The sequence below is a fragment of the Klebsiella sp. A52 genome, from assembly GCF_018388785.1.
Taxonomy (GTDB): domain Bacteria; phylum Pseudomonadota; class Gammaproteobacteria; order Enterobacterales; family Enterobacteriaceae; genus Klebsiella; species Klebsiella aerogenes.
In genome coordinates this window covers 1,240,125-1,260,883 of record NZ_CP074437.1, presented here as the reverse complement: position 1 = coordinate 1,260,883, position 20,759 = coordinate 1,240,125, and the positions used below count along the sequence as shown (strand labels likewise).

Genomic DNA, 20,759 nt, shown 5'->3' with positions numbered 1-20,759 from the left:
GTACTATTGTACGTCGGATTTTTGAACATCAGGCGATATGTCTTGTACCTCTATATTGAGACACTGAAACAGAGACTGGATGCCATCAACCAACTGCGCGTGGATCGCGCGCTTGCTGCCATGGGACCCGCTTTCCAGCAGGTTTACAGTCTTCTGCCGACATTACTACATTATCATCACCCGCTGATGCCGGGTTACCTTGACGGTAACGTTCCCCGCGGCATTTGCCTCTACACGCCTGATGAAACCCAACGCCACTATCTTGACGAACTCGAACTGCACCGCGGCCTGCTGACGCAGGAGCCGCCGAAAGGCGAACTGCCGATTACCGGCGTTTATTCGATGGGCAGTACCTCCTCCGTTGGGCAAAGCTGCTCTTCCGATCTGGATATCTGGGTATGCCATCAGGCCTGGCTGGATAACGAAGAACGCCAGCTGCTGCAGCGTAAATGCAGCCTGCTTGAAAGCTGGGCGGCGTCGCTCGGCGTCGAGGTCAGTTTCTTCCTGATCGACGAAAACCGCTTCCGCCATAACGAAAGCGGCAGCCTCGGCGGCGAAGACTGCGGTTCGACCCAGCATATTTTGTTGCTCGATGAATTTTACCGCACCGCCGTGCGTCTCGCCGGGAAGCGTATTCTGTGGAATATGGTGCCGGGTGATGAAGAAGACCATTACGATGACTACGTGATGGGGCTGTATGCCCAGGGCGTGCTGACGCCAAACGAATGGCTCGATCTCGGCGGCCTCAGTTCGCTGTCGGCGGAAGAGTACTTCGGCGCCAGCCTGTGGCAGCTGTATAAGAGTATCGACTCCCCGTATAAAGCGGTGCTGAAAACGCTGCTGCTGGAAGCCTACTCCTGGGAATACCCCAACAACCGCCTGTTGGCGAAAGATATTAAACAGCGCCTGCACGATGGCGAGATTGTCTCGTTCGGTCTCGACCCCTACTGCATGATGCTGGAGCGCGTTACCGCCTATCTGCAGGCTATCGAAGACGACACCCGTCTCGATCTGGTACGCCGCTGCTTCTACCTGAAAGTCTGTGAAAAACTCAGCCGCGAGCGCGCCTGCGTGGGCTGGCGTCGTGAAGTCGTCAGCCAGTTGGTGAAAGAGTGGGGCTGGGATGAAAAGCGTCTGATGATGCTTGATAACCGCGCTAACTGGAAAATCGATGAAGTGCGCAAAGCGCACAACGAACTGCTCGACGCGATGATGCAGAGCTATCGTAATCTGATCCGTTTCGCCCGGCGCAATAACCTCAGCGTCTCCGCCAGCCCGCAGGATATCGGCGTGCTGACGCGTAAGCTGTATGCCGCCTTTGAAGCCCTGCCGGGCAAAGTTACCCTGGTAAACCCGCAAATTTCACCGGACCTGTCGGAACCTAATCTGACCTTTATCCACGTGCCGCCGGGCCGCGCTAACCGTACCGGTTGGTATCTGTATAACCGCGCGCCGGATATGGAATCGATCATCAGCCATCAGCCGCTGGAATATAACCGTTACCTTAATAAGCTGGTGGCCTGGGCCTGGTTTAACGGCCTGCTGACCTCACGCACCCGTCTGTTTATTAAGGGCAACGGTATCGTCGATTTACCGAAGCTGCAGGAGATGGTGGCCGACGTGTCGCACCACTTCCCGCTGCGCCTGCCGGCGCCGACGCCAAAAGCGCTGTACAGCCCGTGCGAAATTCGCCACCTGGCGATTATCGTCAACCTCGAATATGACCCGACGGCGGCATTCCGTAATCAGGTGGTGCATTTCGACTTCCGTAAGCTCGATGTTTTCAGCTTCGGCGAAGAGCAAAAATGCCTGATTGGCAGCGTCGACCTGCTGTATCGCAACTCGTGGAACGAAGTGCGCACGCTGCACTTTAACGGTGAGCAGGCGATGATCGAAGCGCTGAAAACTATTCTCGGCAAAATGCATCAGGACGCCGCGCCGCCGGATAGCGTGGAGGTGTTCTGCTATAGCCAGCACCTGCGCGGCCTTATCCGCACCCGCGTGCAACAGATGGTCTCCGAGTGCATCGAACTGCGTCTCTCCAGTACCCGTCAGGATACCGGGCGCTTCAAAGCGCTGCGCGTCTCCGGCCAGACCTGGGGCCTGTTCTTCGAGCGCCTGAACGTGTCGGTGCAGAAGCTGGAAAACGCCATTGAGTTCTACGGCGCTATCTCGCACAACAAGCTCCACGGCCTGTCGGTACAGGTAGAAACCAATCACGTTAAGCTGCCGGCGGTGGTGGATGGCTTCGCCAGCGAAGGGATAATTCAATTCTTCTTTGAAGATGCGGATAATAATGACAGCGGCTTTAACATCTACATTCTCGACGAAAGCAACCGCGCCGAGGTCTATCACCACTGCGAAGGCAGCAAAGAAGAGCTGGTGCGCGACGTTAGCCGCTTCTACTCGTCATCGCACGATCGCTTCACCTACGGCTCAAGCTTCATTAACTTCAACCTGCCGCAGTTCTATCAGATTGTCGAAGTTGACGGACGCACGCAGGTGATTCCGTTCCGCAGTCAGGCGATTGCCGCCGCGGTGCCGCCGGGCCAGGAAGCGGTCGCCTCACCGGTGCTGCAGCAGCGCTACTCGTAGATTTGGCCTGGATAAGGTGCTAGCCGCTATCCGGAGATATTCCCTGCTGGCGCTGCGCTTAGCAGGGCTACGGTTCTATGTCGTCGGGTAGCCCGGATAAGGCGCGATGCGCCGCCATCCGGGAAAGACGTCATTAACGGAAGCTCACCGTCTCGCCGGCCTGATTGCTCGCCGCCTGCTCCAGCAGATCCCAGAAGCGTTCGCCGCTGCGATCGCAGATCCACTCGTCGCCTTGCAGATCGAAGTGATAGCCGCCTTGCTTGGTCGCCAGCCAAACCTGATGCAGTGGCTCCTGACGGTTAATAATGATCTTACTGCCATTTTCGAAGCTGATGGTCAGCACGCCGCCGTTGATTTCGCAGTCGATATCGCTGTCGCCGTCCCAGTCGTCCAGACGTTCTTCGATGGTCATCCACAGGCTATCGGCCAGGCGATGGAATTCACTGTCGTTCATGGTTCTATCCTGCTTTTTTGAAGATGGCCGCAGTATAGCGCGAAACAAAAGCGCGCGCAGTCAGATGCTAAACGCTTGCTTTTACGTCTTCTCCTGCGATGATAGAAAGCAGTAACGAATGAATCATGGGCAACTATCAATGAAAAACGTTTTACCCACGCTTGCCGTTCTGTTTGCAATCTTCAGCCTGACCGGCTGCGGTTTGAAAGGGCCGCTGTATTTCCCGCCGGCAGACAAAACCGCGCCGCCGCCGACCAAGCCGGTTAACCCAGGCATTCAGAGCGCGACGCCGGATCGTAACGATCGCGGCGATAATGGCGGTCCGACCCAGGTTAACTATTAACGATAACGTTCTGTTCCGCGCAATTGGAGTAGATAATGCAGTTCTCTAAAATGCATGGCCTCGGCAACGACTTCATGGTTGTTGATGCGGTAACGCAGAATGTTTTCTTCTCACCGGAGCTGATTCGTCGCCTTGCGGATCGGCATCTTGGCGTTGGCTTCGACCAGCTGTTGGTTGTCGAGCCGCCGTACGATCCCGATCTGGACTTCCACTACCGTATCTTCAATGCTGACGGTAGCGAAGTCTCGCAGTGCGGCAACGGCGCGCGCTGCTTCGCCCGCTTTGTCCGTTTAAAAGGCCTGACCAATAAACGTGATATCCGCGTGAGCACCGCCAACGGGCGTATGGTATTAAGCGTAACGGAAGATGATCTGGTGCGCGTTAACATGGGCGAGCCGAATTTCGAGCCGTCTCAGGTCCCGTTCCGCGCTAACAAAGCGGAAAAGACCTATATTATGCGCGCGGCTGAACAGACAATATTGTGCGGCGTCGTCTCAATGGGCAACCCGCACTGCGTGATTCAGGTCGATAACGTGGACACCGCCGCGGTTGAAACCCTCGGTCCGGTAATGGAAAGCCACGAACGTTTTCCGGAACGCGCCAATATCGGCTTTATGCAGGTAGTGGAACGCTCCCATATTCGTCTGCGCGTCTATGAACGCGGCGCAGGCGAAACGCAGGCCTGCGGCAGCGGCGCCTGTGCGGCGGTGGCGGTCGGTATCCAACAGGGGTTACTCGCCGAAGAGGTACGCGTGGAATTGCCAGGCGGGCGTCTCGACATCGCCTGGAAAGGTCCGGGTCAACCGTTGTATATGACTGGCCCGGCGGCACACGTCTACGACGGATTTATTCATCTATGAAACAGATCGGGGAAGAACAGCAGGAACTCGCCACAGCGCTCGACGACAGCGCGGTAGTAGATTATCTGCTGCAAAATCCTGAGTTCTTTATTCGTAATGCGGCGCAGGTAGAGCATATCCGCGTCCCGCATCCGGTGCGCGGCACCATCTCGCTGGTAGAGTGGCATATGCTGCGGGCGCGTAACCATATCAACGTGCTGGAAGAGAATATGACGCTGCTGATGGAACAGGCGACGGCCAATCAAAGCCTGTTTCAGCGCCTGTTCCATCTGCAGACGCGGCTGGCGTCCGCCGATAGCCTGGATGAAATGCTCAACCGCTTTCATCGTTGGGCGCGCGAGCTTGGCCTGGCGGGCGCAACGGTGCGCCTGTTTCCGGACAGCTGGCATCTCGGCGCGCCGTCTAAATTCACCCATCTGGCGCTGAGCCGGCAGGCGTTCGAACCCATTCGTATTCAGCGGCTGGGCCAGGCACGTCACTATCTTGGTCCGCTGAACGGGCCAGAGCTGCTGGTGGTGCTGCCGGATGCGAAAGCTATCGGCTCGGTGGCGATGTCGCTACTGGGCGATGATGACGCGCCGGGGGTGATGTTCTTCAGCAGCCGCGATCCACAACATTATCAGCAAGGCCAGGGAACCCAGCTACTGCAGGAGATTGCGCGCATGCTGCCCGGCCTGCTGGAGCGCTGGATTGAACGCGCATGACCGACTCCCCGCTATTCGCCTGTGTCGACCGCTTCCTGCGCTATCTCGGCGTAGAGCGCCAGCTTAGCCCGATTACGCTCACGAATTACCAGCGTCAGCTGGAAGCGCTGATCGCGCTGGCGGATGATGCCGGATTAAAACGCTGGCAGCAGTGTGACGCCGCTCAGGTACGTAGCTTTGCGGTGCGTAGCCGCCGTGCGGGCTTAGGCCCGGCGAGTCTGGCGCTGCGGCTTTCCGCCCTGCGCAGCTTTTTCGACTGGATGGTCAGCCAGGGCGAGCTGGCCGCTAACCCGGCGAAAGGGATTGCGGCGCCGAAGATCCCCCGCCATTTGCCGAAAAATATCGACGTTGATGATGTGAATCGGCTACTGGATATCGACCTCAACGACCCGCTCGCGGTGCGCGACCGGGCGATGCTGGAAGTGATGTACGGCGCGGGGCTGCGTCTTTCTGAGTTAGTTAACCTTGATATTAAGCACCTTGACCTTGAGTCAGGGGAAGTGTGGGTGATGGGGAAAGGCAGCAAAGAGCGCCGCCTGCCAATTGGGCGCAACGCGGTAGCGTGGATCGAACACTGGCTGGATTTGCGCGGCCTGTTCGGCGGCGATGACGATGCGCTGTTTTTGTCGAAGCTGGGTAAGCGCATTTCAGCGCGCAACGTGCAGAAGCGGTTTGCCGAGTGGGGAATCAAGCAAGGGCTCAATAGCCACGTGCATCCGCATAAGCTGCGGCACTCCTTCGCGACGCATATGCTGGAGTCGAGCGGCGATCTGCGCGGCGTGCAGGAGCTGCTGGGGCATGCCAATCTCTCCACTACCCAAATCTATACCCATCTCGATTTTCAACACCTTGCCTCGGTGTACGATGCCGCGCATCCGCGCGCTAAACGGGGGAAATAATGCGTTTTTACCGACCTCTGGGCCCGATCTCCGCGCTGACGTTCGACCTGGATGACACCCTTTACGATAACCGCCCGGTGATTGACCGGACGATGCAGGAATCGCTGACGTTTGTGCGTAATTACCATCCGGCGCTGAGCCAGTTTGATGCAAGCGATCTCAACCGCCTGCGCCAAACGTTATTGACCTCAGAACCCGAGATTTATCACGATGTCACCGTCTGGCGCCATCGCGCGCTGGAGTTAGGGATGCGTAATGCCGGGCTCTCCGCCGCCGAGGCGAAAGCCGGCGCCGATGCGGCGATGGAAAATTTCGCCCACTGGCGCAGCCGCGTCGATGTGCCGCAGGAGACGCACGATACGCTGGCGAAGTTGGCGCAGAAATGGCCGCTGGTGGCTATCACCAACGGTAACGCTCAGCCGGAACTGTTCGGGCTGAATGACTATTTCCGTTTCGTGCTGCGCGCGGGTCCGGATGGCCGCTCCAAACCGTTTGCCGATATGTACCATCTGGCGGCGGAGCGTCTGGATTTGCCGCTCGGGCAGATTCTGCATGTCGGCGATGATCTGACCACCGACGTGGCGGGCGCTATTCGCTGTGGAATGCAGGCCTGCTGGATCAAGCCACAGGACGCCTCGTTGATGAAAACCGCCGATAGCCGCCTGCTGCCGCATATTGAAATTTCACGGTTGGCATCTCTGACCTCGCTGATATAATCACCAGTAACTCTGTATATATTAACAGGGGTTCGTGGAACCCCTTCTCTTCCGGCGGTGCCAATGGACGTTTCTTACCTGCTCGACAGCCTTAATGACAAACAGCGTGAAGCCGTAGCGGCCTCGCGCACCAATATGCTGGTTCTGGCAGGGGCGGGCAGTGGTAAGACGCGCGTACTGGTGCACCGTATCGCCTGGCTGCTGAGCGTGGAAAACTGCTCGCCGTATTCCATTATGGCGGTGACCTTTACCAACAAAGCGGCGGCGGAGATGCGCCACCGTATCGGCCAACTGATGGGCACCACCCAGGGCGGTATGTGGGTCGGCACCTTCCACGGCCTGGCCCATCGCCTGCTACGCGCCCATCATCTGGATGCCAACCTGCCGCAGGATTTCCAAATCCTCGATAGCGAAGATCAGCTGCGCCTGCTGAAGCGCCTGATTAAGGCGATGAACCTGGATGAGAAGCAATGGCCGCCGCGTCAGGCGATGTGGTACATCAACAGCCAAAAAGATGAAGGGCTGCGCCCGCACCATATTCAGAGCTACGGCAACCCGGTCGAACAGACCTGGCAGAAGGTGTATCAGGCCTATCAGGAAGCCTGCGATCGCGCCGGGCTGGTGGACTTCGCCGAGCTGTTGCTGCGCGCGCACGAACTGTGGCTGAACAAACCGCATATCCTGCAGCACTACCGCGAGCGCTTCACCAATATTCTCGTCGACGAATTCCAGGATACCAACAACATTCAGTATGCCTGGATCCGCCTGCTGGCGGGCGATACCGGCAAAGTTATGATTGTCGGCGATGATGACCAGTCGATTTACGGCTGGCGCGGCGCGCAGGTCGAAAACATTCAGCGCTTCCTGAATGACTTCCCGGGCGCGGAAACTATTCGTCTGGAGCAGAACTATCGTTCAACCAGCAATATTCTCAGCGCCGCCAACGCCCTGATTGAAAACAACAACGGGCGGCTGGGCAAAAAACTGTGGACCGACGGCGCCGACGGCGAGCCCATTTCGCTGTACTGCGCCTTCAACGATCTTGATGAAGCGCGTTTCGTGGTTAACCGAATTAAAACCTGGCAGGAGAACGGCGGGGCGCTGGAGCAGTGCGCCATTCTCTACCGTAGCAACGCCCAGTCGCGCGTACTGGAAGAGGCGCTGCTGCAGGCCAGCATGCCTTACCGTATCTACGGCGGCATGCGCTTCTTCGAACGTCAGGAAATCAAAGATGCGCTCTCTTATCTGCGCCTGATTGCCAACCGCAACGACGACGCGGCGTTTGAGCGTGTGGTCAATACGCCTACCCGCGGCATCGGCGATCGGACCCTGGATGTGGTGCGCCAGACCTCACGCGATCGTCAGCTGACGCTGTGGCAGGCCTGCCGCGAGCTGCTGAAAGAGAAAGTGCTGGCAGGCCGCGCTGCCAGCGCTCTGCAGCGCTTTATGGAGCTTATCGACGCGCTGGCGCAGGAAACCGCCGATATGCCGCTACATGTCCAGACTGACCGGGTCATTAAAGATTCCGGCCTGCGTATGATGTACGAGCAGGAAAAAGGCGAGAAGGGCCAGACCCGTATCGAAAACTTAGAGGAACTGGTGACGGCGACGCGCCAGTTCAGCTACAACGAAGAAGATGAAGATCTGATGCCGCTGCAGGCGTTCCTCTCCCACGCCGCGCTGGAAGCGGGCGAAGGGCAGGCGGATACCTGGCAGGATGCGGTACAGCTGATGACTCTGCACTCGGCGAAAGGGCTGGAGTTCCCGCAGGTGTTTATTGTCGGCGTTGAAGAAGGGATGTTCCCGAGCCAGATGGCGCTTGATGAGGGCGGTCGTCTGGAGGAAGAGCGTCGTCTGGCCTACGTCGGCGTGACGCGCGCGATGCAAAAACTGACGCTGACCTACGCCGAAACCCGCCGTTTGTACGGTAAAGAGGTTTACCATCGCCCATCGCGCTTTATCGGCGAGCTGCCGGAAGAGTGCGTGGAAGAGGTGCGGCTGCGAGCGACGGTGAGCCGCCCGGTTAACCATCAGCGTCTCGGTACCCCGGTGGCGGAGAACGATACCGGCTATAAGCTGGGCCAACGAGTGCGGCATCCGAAGTTCGGTGAAGGCACCATCGTCAACCTTGAGGGCAGCGGTGAGCATAGCCGGCTGCAGGTGGCTTTTCAGGGGCAGGGAATTAAATGGCTGGTCGCCGCCTACGCACGCCTGGAAACGGTGTAACTTTAAGAAAAATATAATTTTTTTGTAATAATCTGCTAGCCTTATATGCTAAAGGGCAGGATTTGCTCTTTAGCGTTCCCTTGCGTGTTGACGCCGTTTTGGCGCTGGCGTAACATGCGCGCACGATTACGCTAAGAGGACATTCGCCTTGGACACACCCAGTAGATGCTGGCTCAACTTCCTGTCATTCAGGAACAACTCCTAAGGCTATCCCCTTATGCCGATAGCCTTAGCGGTTGTCGGCGACCCGTCCCATTCCCGTCGCTCTGAGTCAGGCTTAATGGTCTGAAACCCAAATAGTTTCTGTGTGCCCATCGAACTGTCCGATAAATTTTTTGTATTGGGAGTCCCGGTCATGCTGAGCGCATTTCAACTGGAAAATAATCGTTTAACGCGCCTTGAGGCCGATGAGATCAAGCATCTTGCCAGCTCGGTGTGGGTCGACCTGGTCGAGCCTGACGATGATGAACGTAGCCGTGTGCAAACGGAGTTAGGCCAGAACCTGGCGACGCGCCCGGAACTGGAAGACATCGAAGCGTCAGCGCGTTTCTTTGAAGACGAAGATGGTTTACACATCCACTCCTTTTTCTTTTTCGAAGATGCTGACGATCACGCCGGTAACTCAACCGTGGCGTTCACTATCCGCGAAGGCCGCCTGTTTACCCTGCGCGAGCGTGAACTGCCCGCTTTCCGCCTGTACCGCATGCGCGTGCGTAATCAGACGCTGATTGATGGCAACGCCTACGAGCTGCTGTTAGATCTGTTCGAGACCAAAATCGAACAGTTAGCGGATGAGATAGAAAACATCTACAGCGACCTGGAAAAGCTGAGCCGCGTCATTATGGAAGGCCATCAGGGCGATGAGTATGACGAAGCGCTGTCGACGCTGGCGGAACTGGAAGATATCGGCTGGAAAGTACGTCTCTGTCTGATGGATACCCAGCGCGCGCTCAACTTCCTCGTGCGCAAGGCGCGTCTGCCGGCAGGCCAGCTGGAACAGGCGCGAGAGATCCTGCGAGATATCGAATCCCTGCTACCGCACAACGAATCGCTGTTCCAGAAGGTAAACTTCCTGATGCAGGCGGCGATGGGTTTCATCAATATCGAGCAGAACCGCATTATCAAGATCTTCTCGGTGGTTTCGGTCGTGTTCCTGCCGCCGACGCTGGTGGCGTCCAGCTACGGGATGAACTTTGAGTTTATGCCGGAACTCCACTGGAGCTTTGGTTATCCGGGAGCCATCGTGTTTATGATGTTGGCCGGCCTGGCGCCGTATCTCTACTTCAAGCGTAAAAACTGGCTGTAGTTGTTGTGCCGGATGCGCTTCGCTTATCCGGGCCTACGTGTTGTGCTTTTGTAGGCCGGATAAGGCGTAGCCGACATCGGGTAATATCCTATCCCCGACGCCCCCGTCTTTGCGTATATACCGCATCCATCACGAATATCGCCAGCGCCACCCAGATAAAGGCGAAGGTGACCATTTTATCCGTGCCCGGCACTTCACCGTAGAACGTGACCGCCAGCAGGAACATCAGCGTCGGGCCGATATACTGGAAAAAACCCAACGTCGACAAGCGCAGGCGGGTCGCCGCGCCGGTGAAGCACAGCAGGGGGATGGTGGTTACCACACCCGCTGCCATTAGCAGTAAATTGAGCGACCAGGGGTTGTCTCCCATATGGCTGGTTGGGCTATCGGTGATGCCGAAAAGCCAGATCGCCGCCACTGGCAGCAGCCATAGCGTTTCCACCAGCATGCCGGTCTGCGCATCGACGGCGATTTTCTTACGTACCAGTCCGTAGAAGGCAAAGCTGAAGGCTAGCCCAAGGCCGATTACCGGCAGTGAACCGAAGGTCCAAAGTTGCACCAGCACACCGCAAAAAGCGAGGATCACCGCCAACCACTGTAGACGGCGAAAGCGTTCGCCGAGGAAAATCATTCCCAACAGAATATTCACCAGCGGGTTAATGAAGTAGCCGAGGCTGGCTTCCAGCATATGGTGGTTATTGACCGCCCAGATAAAGAGCAACCAGTTGCCGCCGACCAGCACCGCAGAGAGCGCCAGCAGGAAGATCTTGCGCGGGGTTTTAAGCAGTTTTTTTACCTGCGGCCACTGGCGGCTGACGCTGATGAGCGCCACCATGAAAAAGAAAGACCAGATCACGCGATGCGTCAGGATTTCATCGGCGGGAACGTAGTAAATAAGTTTGAAGTACGCCGGCGCGATACCCCAGATAAAGTAGGCGGCCAGCGCCAGCATAACGCCCAGCCGCGTTTGTTTTGCGTCCATTGGTATAATCCATTGCCAAAAAGAGTGATGTTACTCGATCTGCGGCAATCAACCCACCATATAGGTAGCCGTGGCGCTGGCGATATAAACCTGCTCTTCGTTATGCAACTCGACGCGGGCCACGGCGACTTTGTTTCCGGCGCGCAGCAGGCTGCTGGTGGCGGTAAAACGCTCGCCGCGGCCAGGGCGTAAGTAATCGACGCGCAAATCGATAGTTCCCATCCGCGAGAGGCGCTGGCGCAGCTCTTCTTCATTGATAGTGTCATGGCGAGTCAGGGTGCTGCCGACGCAGACCAGTCCAGCGGCGACATCCAGCGCAGAGGCGATAACGCCGCCGTGCAGAATACTCTGCGCCCAATTGCCTACCATCATCGGCTGATTATTAAAGCTGAGCTGGGCAAACTCTTTTTCATAACGTTCCAGCTCAAGCCCCAGCGCACGGTTAAAAGGCATGTGATAAACAAAAATCTCTCCCACCAGCTTTAGCGCGGCGGCGGCGGTCAGTTCAGACATAGCAGAAGTCCATTCGTTAATGAAATGTTGATTTTATGCTTCAAAAATATTGATTTCCACTTTCGGAGGCGATAACGCAGCGGGAGGCGGATAAACAGGTAGAATGGCAGCAGGACAAAACATTAATAAGAACCCTTCTTCAGGAGAACAGTAATGCGTATCTCTTTGACCTGGCTGCTGGCGCTTAGCGCGCTGCCGGCCAGCGTTCTGGCGCAGGACGCGCCGCTTAATCAAGCCGTTCATGACAAACCCGCGGTGCGGGGCAGCATTATCGCCAACCTGCTGCAGGACCATGATAATCCGTTCCTGCTTTATCCTTATGAGAGCAACTATCTGCTCTATACGTGGACCAGCGATCTCAATAAAGAGGCCATCCGCAGTTACGACTGGGCCGATGACGCGCGTAAGGATGAGGTGAAGTTCCAGCTCAGCCTGGCATTCCCGTTATGGCGCGGCATCCTTGGCGATAATTCGCTGCTTGGCGCCTCCTATACGCAAAAATCCTGGTGGCAGCTCTCTAACAGTAAAGGCTCGGCGCCGTTTCGCGAAACCAACTACGAGCCTCAGCTCTTCCTTGGCTTCGCGACGGATTATGAGTTTGCCGGCTGGACTTTGCGCGATATCGAAGTCGGCTATAACCACGATTCCAATGGCCGTTCCGATCCAACGTCACGTAGCTGGAACCGCCTGTATACTCGCCTGATGGCGCAAAACGGTAACTGGCTGGTTGAAGTGAAGCCGTGGTATGTGGTCGGCAGTACCGATGATAACCCCGATATCACCAAATACATGGGTTACTACCGCCTGAAGATTGGCTACCAACTGGGGGAGGCTATTTTTAGCGCTCAGGGGCAGTATAACTGGAATACCGGCTACGGCGGCGCGGAAATCGGGGTCAGTTACCCTATTACCAAGCACGTGCGCGCCTATACTCAGGTGTACAGCGGTTATGGCGAGTCGCTCATCGACTATAACTTCAATCAGACGCGCGTCGGCGTCGGCGTGATGCTCAACGATCTGTTTTAATCGTTGCACTCTGGCGCTCAGGCGCTGAAAATAGCGCCTGTTTTCTTTTCAGGCGAATGGGGTCAACGTGGCACAGGCGGAAGTATTAAATCAGGAATCGCTGGCTAAGCAGGTTTTACAAGAGACCTTCGGCTACCAGCAGTTCCGCCCGGGCCAGGAATCGATTATCGCCACGGCGCTGGAAGGCCGCGATTGCCTGGTGGTGATGCCGACCGGCGGCGGTAAGTCGCTGTGCTACCAGGTACCTGCATTGGTCCTCGGCGGCCTGACGGTTGTCGTGTCGCCGCTGATTTCGCTGATGAAAGACCAGGTCGATCAGCTGCTGGCAAACGGCGTCGCCGCGGCCTGTCTTAACTCGACGCAGAGCCGCGAGCAGCAGCAAGAGGTGATGGCGGGCTGCCGCAGCGGGCAGATTCGTCTGCTGTATATCGCGCCGGAACGCCTGATGCTGGATAACTTTCTGGAGCATCTGAGCCACTGGAACTTAGCGATGCTGGCGGTGGATGAGGCGCACTGTATCTCGCAATGGGGCCATGATTTCCGCCCGGAATATGCCGCGTTGGGCCAGCTGCGCCAGCGGATGCCGCATATTCCGTTTATGGCGCTCACCGCCACCGCTGATGACACCACCCGTCGCGATATTGTTCGCCTGCTGGGACTTAACGATCCGCTGATTCAGGTTAGTAGCTTCGATCGCCCCAATATCCGCTATATGCTGATGGAGAAATTTAAGCCGCTCGATCAGTTGATGCGATACGTCCAGGATCAGCGCGGTAAATCAGGGATTATCTACTGCAACAGCCGTTCTAAGGTTGAAGACACCGCCGCCAGGCTGCAAAGCCGCGGCATCAGCGCTGCGGCCTACCATGCTGGTCTGGAAAATGATATTCGAGCCGATGTGCAGGAGAAATTCCAGCGCGACGATCTGCAGATCGTGGTGGCGACGGTGGCTTTCGGTATGGGCATTAACAAGCCGAACGTCCGCTTTGTGGTGCACTTTGATATCCCGCGCAATATTGAATCCTATTATCAGGAAACCGGGCGCGCCGGGCGTGACGGGCTGCCGGCGGAAGCGATGCTGTTTTACGATCCGGCGGATATGGCGTGGCTGCGCCGTTGCCTGGAGGAGAAGCCCGCCGGGCCGCTGCAGGATATTGAACGTCATAAGCTGAATGCGATGGGGGCATTTGCCGAAGCGCAGACCTGTCGCCGTCTGGTGCTGCTGAACTATTTTGGCGAAGGGCGTCAGGAGCCGTGCGGCAACTGTGATATCTGTCTTGATCCGCCAAAGCAGTACGATGGTTTAATGGACGCGCGTAAGGCGCTTTCAACTATTTACCGGGTGAATCAACGCTTCGGGATGGGCTACGTGGTTGAAGTACTCCGCGGCGCCAACAATCAGCGTATCCGCGACCTGAACCACGATAAACTGCCGGTGTACGGCATTGGTCGCGAGCAGAGCCACGAGCACTGGGTGAGCGTGATTCGCCAGTTAATCCACCTCGGACTGGTGACGCAAAATATTGCCCAGCACTCCGCGCTGCAGCTCACCGAGGCCGCGCGTCCTGTACTGCGTGGTGAAGTCCCGCTGCAGCTCGCCGTGCCGCGTATCGTGGCGCTAAAACCGAAAGCGATGCAGAAATCCTTCGGCGGCAATTACGACCGCAAGCTGTTCGCCAAGCTGCGTAAATTACGTAAAGCGATCGCCGACGAGGAGAATATCCCGCCATATGTCGTGTTTAACGACGCGACGCTGATTGAGATGGCCGAACAGTCGCCGCTTACCGCCGGGGAGATGCTTAGCGTCAACGGCGTGGGGACCCGTAAGCTTGAGCGCTTCGGTAAAGAATTCATGGCGCTGATACGTGCTCATGTCGATGGCGATGATGAGTAGTCAGCCGCGGGAAAAGGTGCCAGAATAGTTTCCTTCTTCACTATTTCCCTGCGAGTTAAACATGTTGATGCTTTTTCTCACCGTGGCGCTGGTGCACATCATTGCGCTAATGAGCCCGGGGCCGGATTTTTTCTTCGTTTCGCAAACCGCAGTGAGCCGTTCGCGCAAAGAGGCGATGATGGGCGTGCTGGGGATCACCGGCGGCGTGATGGTCTGGGCGGGCGTCGCGCTGCTCGGCTTGCACCTGATTATCGAGAAAATGGCCTGGCTGCATACGTTGATTATGGTCGGCGGCGGTCTCTATCTGTGCTGGATGGGCTATCAAATGCTGCGCGGCGCGTTAAAGAAAACCGACGTTGTCGCGGCGGAACCGCAAGTTGAGCTGGCGCGTAGTGGGCGCAGTTTCCTGAAGGGCCTGCTGACTAACCTCGCCAACCCGAAAGCGATTATCTACTTTGGTTCGGTCTTCTCGCTGTTCGTTGGCGATAACATTGGCGCCGGCGCGCGCTGGGGGATTTTCCTGCTGATCGTTCTTGAAACGCTGGCGTGGTTCACCATCGTGGCCAGCCTGTTCGCACTGCCGCAAATGCGCCGCGGCTATCAGCGGATGGCAAAGTGGATAGACGGCATCGCGGGAACCCTGTTTGCCGGTTTCGGCATCCATCTGATTATTTCGCGTTAACGTGTTATGCGATTCCCCGCCCGGTTTGTTGCCGGGTGGGGTTGATATTAGTGACGAAGACGCTGTAGCTCATCGCTGGTCAAACCGGTCATTTCCAGGATCGCATCGTCATCAATGCCGCGATTGAGCATCGCTGCGGCGACCTGTAAAAGGGCCTGTAGTTTTCCTTCTTTGATGCCTTCTTTGATGCCTTCTTTAATGCCTTTCTCTCTGCCTTCTGCGAGCCACGTTTCTGCCAGAGTCATTAGCATTCCTCCATGCTGCGGCACACGCTGTGCCAGCCCATAAAATAGCGCCCGAATATCCTGTGCTTCCCCCGCCTGAGCCATATATTTTATCAGCACGGCGATTTGTTGTCCGCTCATCTGCTCCAACATTAAGAGGTGGGTCAACTTGTCCAGTAGTTGTGCCATATCGCGTTGGCGAATATGTTTTTGCACCAGCGTCAGGGCCGCCATGCTGCGGTGTTGCATGATTTCATCATCAGGAATCACAGTAATATCGACCAGCGGAAAAGCGCCAGAGTAGAGTTGATGAGCAAGGAGCGAGTCGTCAAAATTATCCAGCCAGTTTAACGACCAGGGATAGGGGCTGCGGCGTCCTTGATAAAAGAGAATGGGAATCACCAGTGGTAACGTTTTATGACCATTCTCCAGATGCCTCTGCATGGCGGCGATGGCGTAGCGCATTAGACGGAATGCCATCAGTTTATCGGGTGAACTTTGGTGTTCTATCAGAACATGGACATAACCCTGGCCGCGCGTTGTCTCCAGTGAATACAGAATGTCGCTGTAATAGGGCCGCAGGTCATCCTCCAGGAAACTCCCAGATTCCAGTCGTAGCGTATCCAGTTTGCAAACCTGAATTAACGCCGGCGGAAGGTGGATCTCGATAAAATCGCGCGCCGTTTCGACCCGCGACAAAAAGGTCTTAAAGACTGCATCATGAGGGGTTGCCGTTTCCGCCATTTTCGTTCATCCGTGAAGAAACCCAATGGTGGCATTCTGGCACTGAAAAGGCGGGGCCGACAGCGCGCGGATAAAGTCTCTTTCATCTTTTCGCGCCAGCACGCGTGATAATACGACTACGGCCGCAAGTGGCCTCGAGCTGTGCGAGCGCCATTCCAGTTTCAGGCATGACGGGCGGAAGCGAGCAGCGCTCCCACCAGCATAAACAGCGAACCAAACACTTTATTCAGCGCCTTCATCTGCTTCGGACCTTTAATCCAGGCCGCAATGCGCTGCGCCAGCGTCGCGTAACCGATCATCACAATGATATCGACCACAATGGTGGTGACGCCAAGTACCAGGTACTGCATCACCTGCGGCTGATGCGGGACGATGAACTGGGGAAACAGCGCGGCGAGGAAGACGATACTTTTGGGGTTGGTCAGATTGACGAACACCGCGCGTTTATAGAGCTTACCGCGGCTTTGAGTGCGCGCCAGCGTATTCAGGTCGATTGAACCCGCCGCCCGCCATTGCTGGATCCCCAGCCAGATAAGATAAGCCGCGCCCGCCCATTTCAACACTTCAAATGCCAGTACCGAGCGTGAGAAGAGCGTGCCCAGACCGACGCCAACCAGCACGATATGAATGGCCAATCCGGTTTGCAGGCCGGCAATAGAGGCTGCCGCGCCGCGATAGCCGTGGTTGATGGATGTGGTCATGGTATTAATCGCGCCGGAACCCGGCGACAGGCTGAGAATGATTGATGTCAGCAGATAAGCGAACCACCACTCGAAGGTCATGAGAATCTCCCTGATTGTCTATTTTTATGCCACAATACGCTATTGCATCAGCATTGTGTGATGTGCGACAAAAAAACGATTTTCAGCGGTTAACAGGGGTGTAAACCCGATGTTTGGGCAGCAAAAGGACTGGGACACACGAGAAAACGCGTTTGCGGCCTTTACCATGGGGCCGCTGACGGATTTTTGGCATCAGCGGGAAGAAGCTGAATTTACGGGCGTCGATAAGGTTCCGGTACGCTTTGTGCGCTTTTGCGCCGCAAATAATGACCGGCTGGTGGTTATTTGCCCCGGCCGCATCGAAAGCTACGTGAAGTACGCCGAACTAGCCTACGATCTCTTCCACAGCGGCTTTGACGTAATGATTATCGATCACCGCGGTCAGGGGCGCTCAGGTAGGTTGCTGTCTGATACCCACCGCGGTCATGTTGTGCGCTTTAGCGACTATGTTGACGATCTGGCTGCGCTTTGGCAGCAGGAAGTGGTGCCCGGCCACTGGCGTAAACGTTTTATTCTCGCCCACTCGATGGGCGGCGCCATTGCCACGCTGTTCTTGCAGCGTCACCGGCAGCATTGCGACGCCATTGCCTTATGCGCGCCAATGTTTGGCATCATCATGCGCCTGCCGGACTGGATGGTGCGCCATATTCTCGACTGGGCTGAGGGCCATCAGCGTATTCGTGAAGAGTATGCCATCGGTACGGGCCGCTGGCGGGCGCTGCCGTTTTCGCTCAATGTATTGACTCATAGCCGTCAGCGCTATCGTCGCAACCTGCGTTTTTATGCTGACGATCCGCGGTTGCGCGTCGGCGGGCCGACCTATCACTGGGTGCGCGAAGGTATTCTGGCCGGTGAAGAGATATTGGCTGGCGTCGAGAAAGATACGACTCCGACGCTATTGATTCAGGCCGAGGATGAAAGGGTGGTCGATAACCTGATGCACGACCGCTATTGCGAACTCCGTTCCGCTGCCGGACACCCTTGTGAAGGCGATAAGCCGCTCGTTATTGAAGGGGCATATCACGAGATCCTTTTTGAAAAGGACGCTATGCGCTCAGTCGCGCTAAATGCCATCGTCGATTTTTTCAATCGACATACTTAATCCGACGATAGATCTCGTCGCCCTGCTTAGAGGTTAAATTTTTTATGTACCAGGTTGTTGCGTCTGATTTAGATGGCACGCTGCTTTCCCCCGACCATTTCCTCACCCCCTATGCCAAAGAAACGCTGAAGCTACTCACCGCGCGCGGGATAAATTTCGTTTTCGCCACTGGTCGTCACTATATCGATGTGGGACAGATCCGCGATAATCTCGGCATTAAGTCGTACATGATCACCTCTAACGGCGCCCGCGTACACGATAGCGAAGGAAAACAAATCTTCGCCCATAACCTCGACCGCGATATCGCCAGCGATCTGTTTGAGATGGTGCGTAACGATGTGAAGATTGTGACCAACGTCTATCGTGAAGATGAATGGTTTATGAATCGCCATCGCCCGGAAGAGATGCGCTTCTTCAAAGAGGCGGTATTCAACTACAAGCTTTATGAACCGGGCGAGCTGGATGCGGATGGCATCAGCAAAGTTTTCTTCACCTGTGAAGATCATGAACATTTGCTGCCGCTTGAGCAGGCTATCAACGCGCGCTGGGGCGACCGCGTGAATGTGAGTTTCTCCACGTTGACCTGCCTTGAAGTGATGGCCGGCGGTGTATCGAAAGGGCATGCGCTGGAGGCCGTCGCGAAAATGCTTGGCTACAGCCTCAAAGAGTGTATCGCCTTTGGCGACGGCATGAACGACGCCGAGATGCTGTCGATGGCCGGTAAAGGCTGCATCATGGCGAACGCCCATCAGCGGTTGAAGGACTTGCATCCGGAGCTGGAAGTGATCGGCAGCAACGCCGATGATGCTGTACCGCATTACCTGCGCAAGCTGTACCTCGATTGATAAAGATTGACGATTGGCTAATAACTGGTCAGTCGTCAACCTCTCTCTCCGCTACAATGCCTGTTCTTTATTCAATGAGACGACCATTGTGGCGCTATTAATTATCACCACTATCCTGTGGGCCTTTTCGTTTAGCCTGATTGGCGAATACCTTGCCGGTAGCGTCGATAGCTATTTTTCCGTGCTGATGCGCGTGGGCCTGGCAGCGCTGGTGTTCCTGCCTTTTCTGCGTACGCGCGGCCAGCCTCCGCGTACCATCGTGCTCTACATGTTGGTAGGAGCGATGCAGCTTGGGATTATGTATTTGCTGGCTTTCCGCGCCTATCTCTATCTGACAGTCTCCGAATTTCTGTTGTTTACGGTCTTTACCCCGCTGTATATCACCCTGATTTACGATCTGATCAGCGGCCGTAAACTACGCTGGGGCTATCTGCTTAGCGCGGCGCTGGCGGTGTTAGGGGCGGCGATCATCCGCTATGACAAAGTCAGCGATCACTTCTGGACCGGGCTATTGCTGGTGCAGCTGTCGAATATCTGTTTCGCCATCGGTATGGTGGGCTACAAGCGTCTGATGGAAGTCCGTCCAATGCCGCAACACAATGCCTTTGCCTGGTTCTATGCCGGCGCCTTTATCGTGGCGGTAGCGGCGTGGTTTATGCTGGGCAATCCGCAGAGGTTGCCGTCCACCGGTCTGCAGTGGGGGGTTCTGGTATGGCTGGGCGTGGTCGCTTCCGGGTTGGGTTACTTCATGTGGAACTACGGCGCGACGCAGGTGGATGCCGGTACGTTGGGGATCATGAATAACGTTCACGTCCCCGCCGGGCTGCTGGTTAACCTTGCTATCTGGCAGGAGCAGCCTCACTGGCCGAGCTTTATCATTGGCGCGCTGGTAATCCTGGCTTCGCTATGGGTCCATCGCCGCTGGGTCGCTCCGCACTCCGTACAAACGGCAGATGATCGCAAGCGTGATTCCGCGCTGAGCGAATAAACGCTTCTGTTACCGGCTGGCGTTGCTCGCCATCGCGCACCGCGGCGTACAGCCGGCTCCACAGTCCTTCTCCCAGGGTTTTGGTGACAATCAAACCCTGGCGTTCAAAACTTTCCACCACCCAGTGCGGCAGGGCGGCAATACCCATTCGCGCGGCGACCATCTGAATCAGCAGCAGCGTGTTATCGACGCTTTTCAACTGCGGGCTGATCCCCGCCGGTTGCAGGAAGTGGCGCCAGATATCCAGTCGCCCGCGCTGTACCGGATAAATCAGTAACGTTTCCGCAGCCAGATCTTCCGGCGAGATGCGCGTTTTCGCCGCCAGCGGATGTTCCGGAGCTAACACCAGACGAACTTCATAATCAAACATCGGTGAATAGTGCAGGCCGCTACGCGGCAAAATATCTGAGGTCATCACCAGATCGAGTTCGCCCTGCTGCAGGGCAGGCTGCGGGTCAAAAGTGACGCCGGACTGAAAATCAACCTCCACCAGCGGCCAGCGGGCGCGGAAGCTTTCCAGCGCCGGGGTGAGCCACTGAATGCAGCTATGGCACTCGATCGCCAGCCGCAGACGGGTCTGCTGAGGTTCGTTGCAGTCCTGCAACGCGCGGGCGATCTGCGGCAGCACCTGATTGGCTAACTGCAGCAGAATTTCCCCTTGCGGCGTAAAGCGCAGCGGCTGGCTTTTACGCACAAATAAACGGAAGCCAAGGCGCTGTTCCAGATCGCTAAACTGGTGGGACAGGGCCGACTGGGTTTGGTGCAGGGCTGCCGCCGCGCCCGCCAGCGAACCGCTGTTCCGCAACGCCTGTAGCGTTTTCAGGTGTTTAATCTCGATCATGAATGTCCTTCACTTCGGCATGAATAATTTGCG

The 20,759-nt window shown here is 56.5% G+C and carries 21 protein-coding genes; 15 read left to right on the top strand and 6 right to left on the bottom strand.

From position 1 onward, the window contains the following. Positions 1-42: 42 nt before the first annotated feature. The gene (gene cyaA, locus KGA69_RS05825) at positions 43-2,595 is read left to right on the top strand and encodes a class I adenylate cyclase (RefSeq protein WP_015368868.1); all 2,553 of its coding nucleotides are present in this window, start codon (positions 43-45) and stop codon (positions 2,593-2,595) included. 133 nt (positions 2,596-2,728) lie between these two features. On the opposite strand, the gene cyaY is transcribed toward cyaA, so the two are convergent. Further along, positions 2,729-3,049: an iron donor protein CyaY gene (cyaY, locus tag KGA69_RS05820; RefSeq protein WP_015368867.1), complete on the bottom strand. Its 321-nt coding sequence runs from the start codon at positions 3,047-3,049 to the stop codon at positions 2,729-2,731. 139 nt (positions 3,050-3,188) lie between these two features. Between cyaY and lptM the strand changes: the two genes are divergently transcribed. The 8 genes from lptM (at position 3,189) to corA (ending at position 10,103) form a co-directional block, all read left to right on the top strand. Next, positions 3,189-3,392 carry an LPS translocon maturation chaperone LptM gene (lptM, locus tag KGA69_RS05815; protein ID WP_020077593.1) on the top strand — a complete coding sequence of 68 codons (204 nt, stop codon included), beginning with the start codon at positions 3,189-3,191 and terminating at the stop codon, positions 3,390-3,392. A 35-nt stretch (positions 3,393-3,427) separates the two neighbouring features. After that, on the top strand, positions 3,428-4,252 hold the full coding sequence (dapF, locus tag KGA69_RS05810) for a diaminopimelate epimerase (protein WP_032713809.1): 825 nt from the start codon (positions 3,428-3,430) through the stop codon (positions 4,250-4,252). Then, complete coding sequence (locus KGA69_RS05805) at positions 4,249-4,956, top strand: DUF484 domain-containing protein (protein WP_015368864.1); 708 nt, start codon at positions 4,249-4,251, stop codon at positions 4,954-4,956. The genes dapF and KGA69_RS05805 overlap by 4 nt, the downstream gene beginning before the upstream one ends. Then, positions 4,953-5,855, top strand: a complete 903-nt coding sequence (xerC, locus tag KGA69_RS05800) for a tyrosine recombinase XerC (RefSeq protein WP_213292898.1) — start codon at positions 4,953-4,955, stop codon at positions 5,853-5,855. The genes KGA69_RS05805 and xerC overlap by 4 nt, the downstream gene beginning before the upstream one ends. Next, positions 5,855-6,571 (top strand): 5-amino-6-(5-phospho-D-ribitylamino)uracil phosphatase YigB, encoded by a 717-nt coding sequence (yigB, locus tag KGA69_RS05795; RefSeq protein ID WP_045395585.1) that lies wholly within the window; start codon positions 5,855-5,857, stop codon positions 6,569-6,571. Before xerC ends, yigB begins: the two co-directional genes overlap by 1 nt. A gap of 63 nt (positions 6,572-6,634) precedes the next feature. Then, positions 6,635-8,797 carry a DNA helicase II gene (uvrD, locus tag KGA69_RS05790; RefSeq protein ID WP_032709535.1) on the top strand — a complete coding sequence of 721 codons (2,163 nt, stop codon included), beginning with the start codon at positions 6,635-6,637 and terminating at the stop codon, positions 8,795-8,797. A 148-nt stretch (positions 8,798-8,945) separates the two neighbouring features. After that, a complete protein-coding gene (gene ysgD, locus KGA69_RS24300; RefSeq protein ID WP_349815745.1) occupies positions 8,946-9,002 on the top strand; it encodes a YsgD/CorL family protein in 57 nt (18 codons plus the stop codon). A 150-nt stretch (positions 9,003-9,152) separates the two neighbouring features. Further along, positions 9,153-10,103 carry a magnesium/cobalt transporter CorA gene (corA, locus tag KGA69_RS05785; protein WP_045389308.1) on the top strand — a complete coding sequence of 317 codons (951 nt, stop codon included), beginning with the start codon at positions 9,153-9,155 and terminating at the stop codon, positions 10,101-10,103. Positions 10,104-10,191: 88 nt separating this feature from the next. Here the strand turns inward: corA and rarD are convergent, their stop codons facing one another. After that, positions 10,192-11,085: an EamA family transporter RarD gene (gene rarD, locus KGA69_RS05780; protein WP_045389280.1), complete on the bottom strand. Its 894-nt coding sequence runs from the start codon at positions 11,083-11,085 to the stop codon at positions 10,192-10,194. 48 nt (positions 11,086-11,133) lie between these two features. Next, entirely contained in the window at positions 11,134-11,598 is a 465-nt protein-coding gene (gene yigI, locus KGA69_RS05775; RefSeq protein WP_004097567.1) for an acyl-CoA thioesterase YigI, read from the bottom strand. Between the two features lie 153 nt (positions 11,599-11,751). Here yigI and pldA point away from each other — a divergent pair, with 153 nt between their 5' ends. The 3 genes from pldA (at position 11,752) to rhtC (ending at position 15,200) form a co-directional block, all read left to right on the top strand. After that, positions 11,752-12,624 carry a phospholipase A gene (pldA, locus tag KGA69_RS05770; protein WP_045389277.1) on the top strand — a complete coding sequence of 291 codons (873 nt, stop codon included), beginning with the start codon at positions 11,752-11,754 and terminating at the stop codon, positions 12,622-12,624. 67 nt (positions 12,625-12,691) lie between these two features. After that, complete coding sequence (recQ, locus tag KGA69_RS05765; RefSeq protein ID WP_015368858.1) at positions 12,692-14,518, top strand: ATP-dependent DNA helicase RecQ; 1,827 nt, start codon at positions 12,692-12,694, stop codon at positions 14,516-14,518. A 61-nt stretch (positions 14,519-14,579) separates the two neighbouring features. Then, complete coding sequence (rhtC, locus tag KGA69_RS05760; RefSeq protein ID WP_045395590.1) at positions 14,580-15,200, top strand: threonine export protein RhtC; 621 nt, start codon at positions 14,580-14,582, stop codon at positions 15,198-15,200. Positions 15,201-15,247: 47 nt separating this feature from the next. On the opposite strand, the gene KGA69_RS05755 is transcribed toward rhtC, so the two are convergent. Beyond that, positions 15,248-16,168, bottom strand: coding sequence for an Rpn family recombination-promoting nuclease/putative transposase (locus tag KGA69_RS05755; protein WP_213292897.1), 921 nt, complete (start codon positions 16,166-16,168; stop codon positions 15,248-15,250). Positions 16,169-16,329: 161 nt separating this feature from the next. Then, positions 16,330-16,950 carry a homoserine/homoserine lactone efflux protein gene (gene rhtB, locus KGA69_RS05750; protein ID WP_015368855.1) on the bottom strand — a complete coding sequence of 207 codons (621 nt, stop codon included), beginning with the start codon at positions 16,948-16,950 and terminating at the stop codon, positions 16,330-16,332. Between the two features lie 109 nt (positions 16,951-17,059). Here rhtB and pldB point away from each other — a divergent pair, with 109 nt between their 5' ends. The 3 genes from pldB to KGA69_RS05735 all read left to right on the top strand — a co-directional run bounded on the left by pldB (position 17,060) and on the right by KGA69_RS05735 (position 19,885). Beyond that, positions 17,060-18,052 carry a lysophospholipase L2 gene (gene pldB, locus KGA69_RS05745; protein WP_045395594.1) on the top strand — a complete coding sequence of 331 codons (993 nt, stop codon included), beginning with the start codon at positions 17,060-17,062 and terminating at the stop codon, positions 18,050-18,052. Positions 18,053-18,096: 44 nt separating this feature from the next. Beyond that, entirely contained in the window at positions 18,097-18,897 is an 801-nt protein-coding gene (yigL, locus tag KGA69_RS05740) for a sugar/pyridoxal phosphate phosphatase YigL (protein ID WP_015368853.1), read from the top strand. A gap of 88 nt (positions 18,898-18,985) precedes the next feature. After that, positions 18,986-19,885 (top strand): carboxylate/amino acid/amine transporter, encoded by a 900-nt coding sequence (locus KGA69_RS05735; RefSeq protein WP_045395598.1) that lies wholly within the window; start codon positions 18,986-18,988, stop codon positions 19,883-19,885. Here the strand turns inward: KGA69_RS05735 and metR are convergent. Continuing rightward, on the bottom strand, positions 19,773-20,726 hold the full coding sequence (gene metR / locus KGA69_RS05730) for an HTH-type transcriptional regulator MetR (protein ID WP_015703991.1): 954 nt from the start codon (positions 20,724-20,726) through the stop codon (positions 19,773-19,775). The genes KGA69_RS05735 and metR overlap by 113 nt on opposite strands. Positions 20,727-20,759: the final 33 nt, after the last annotated feature.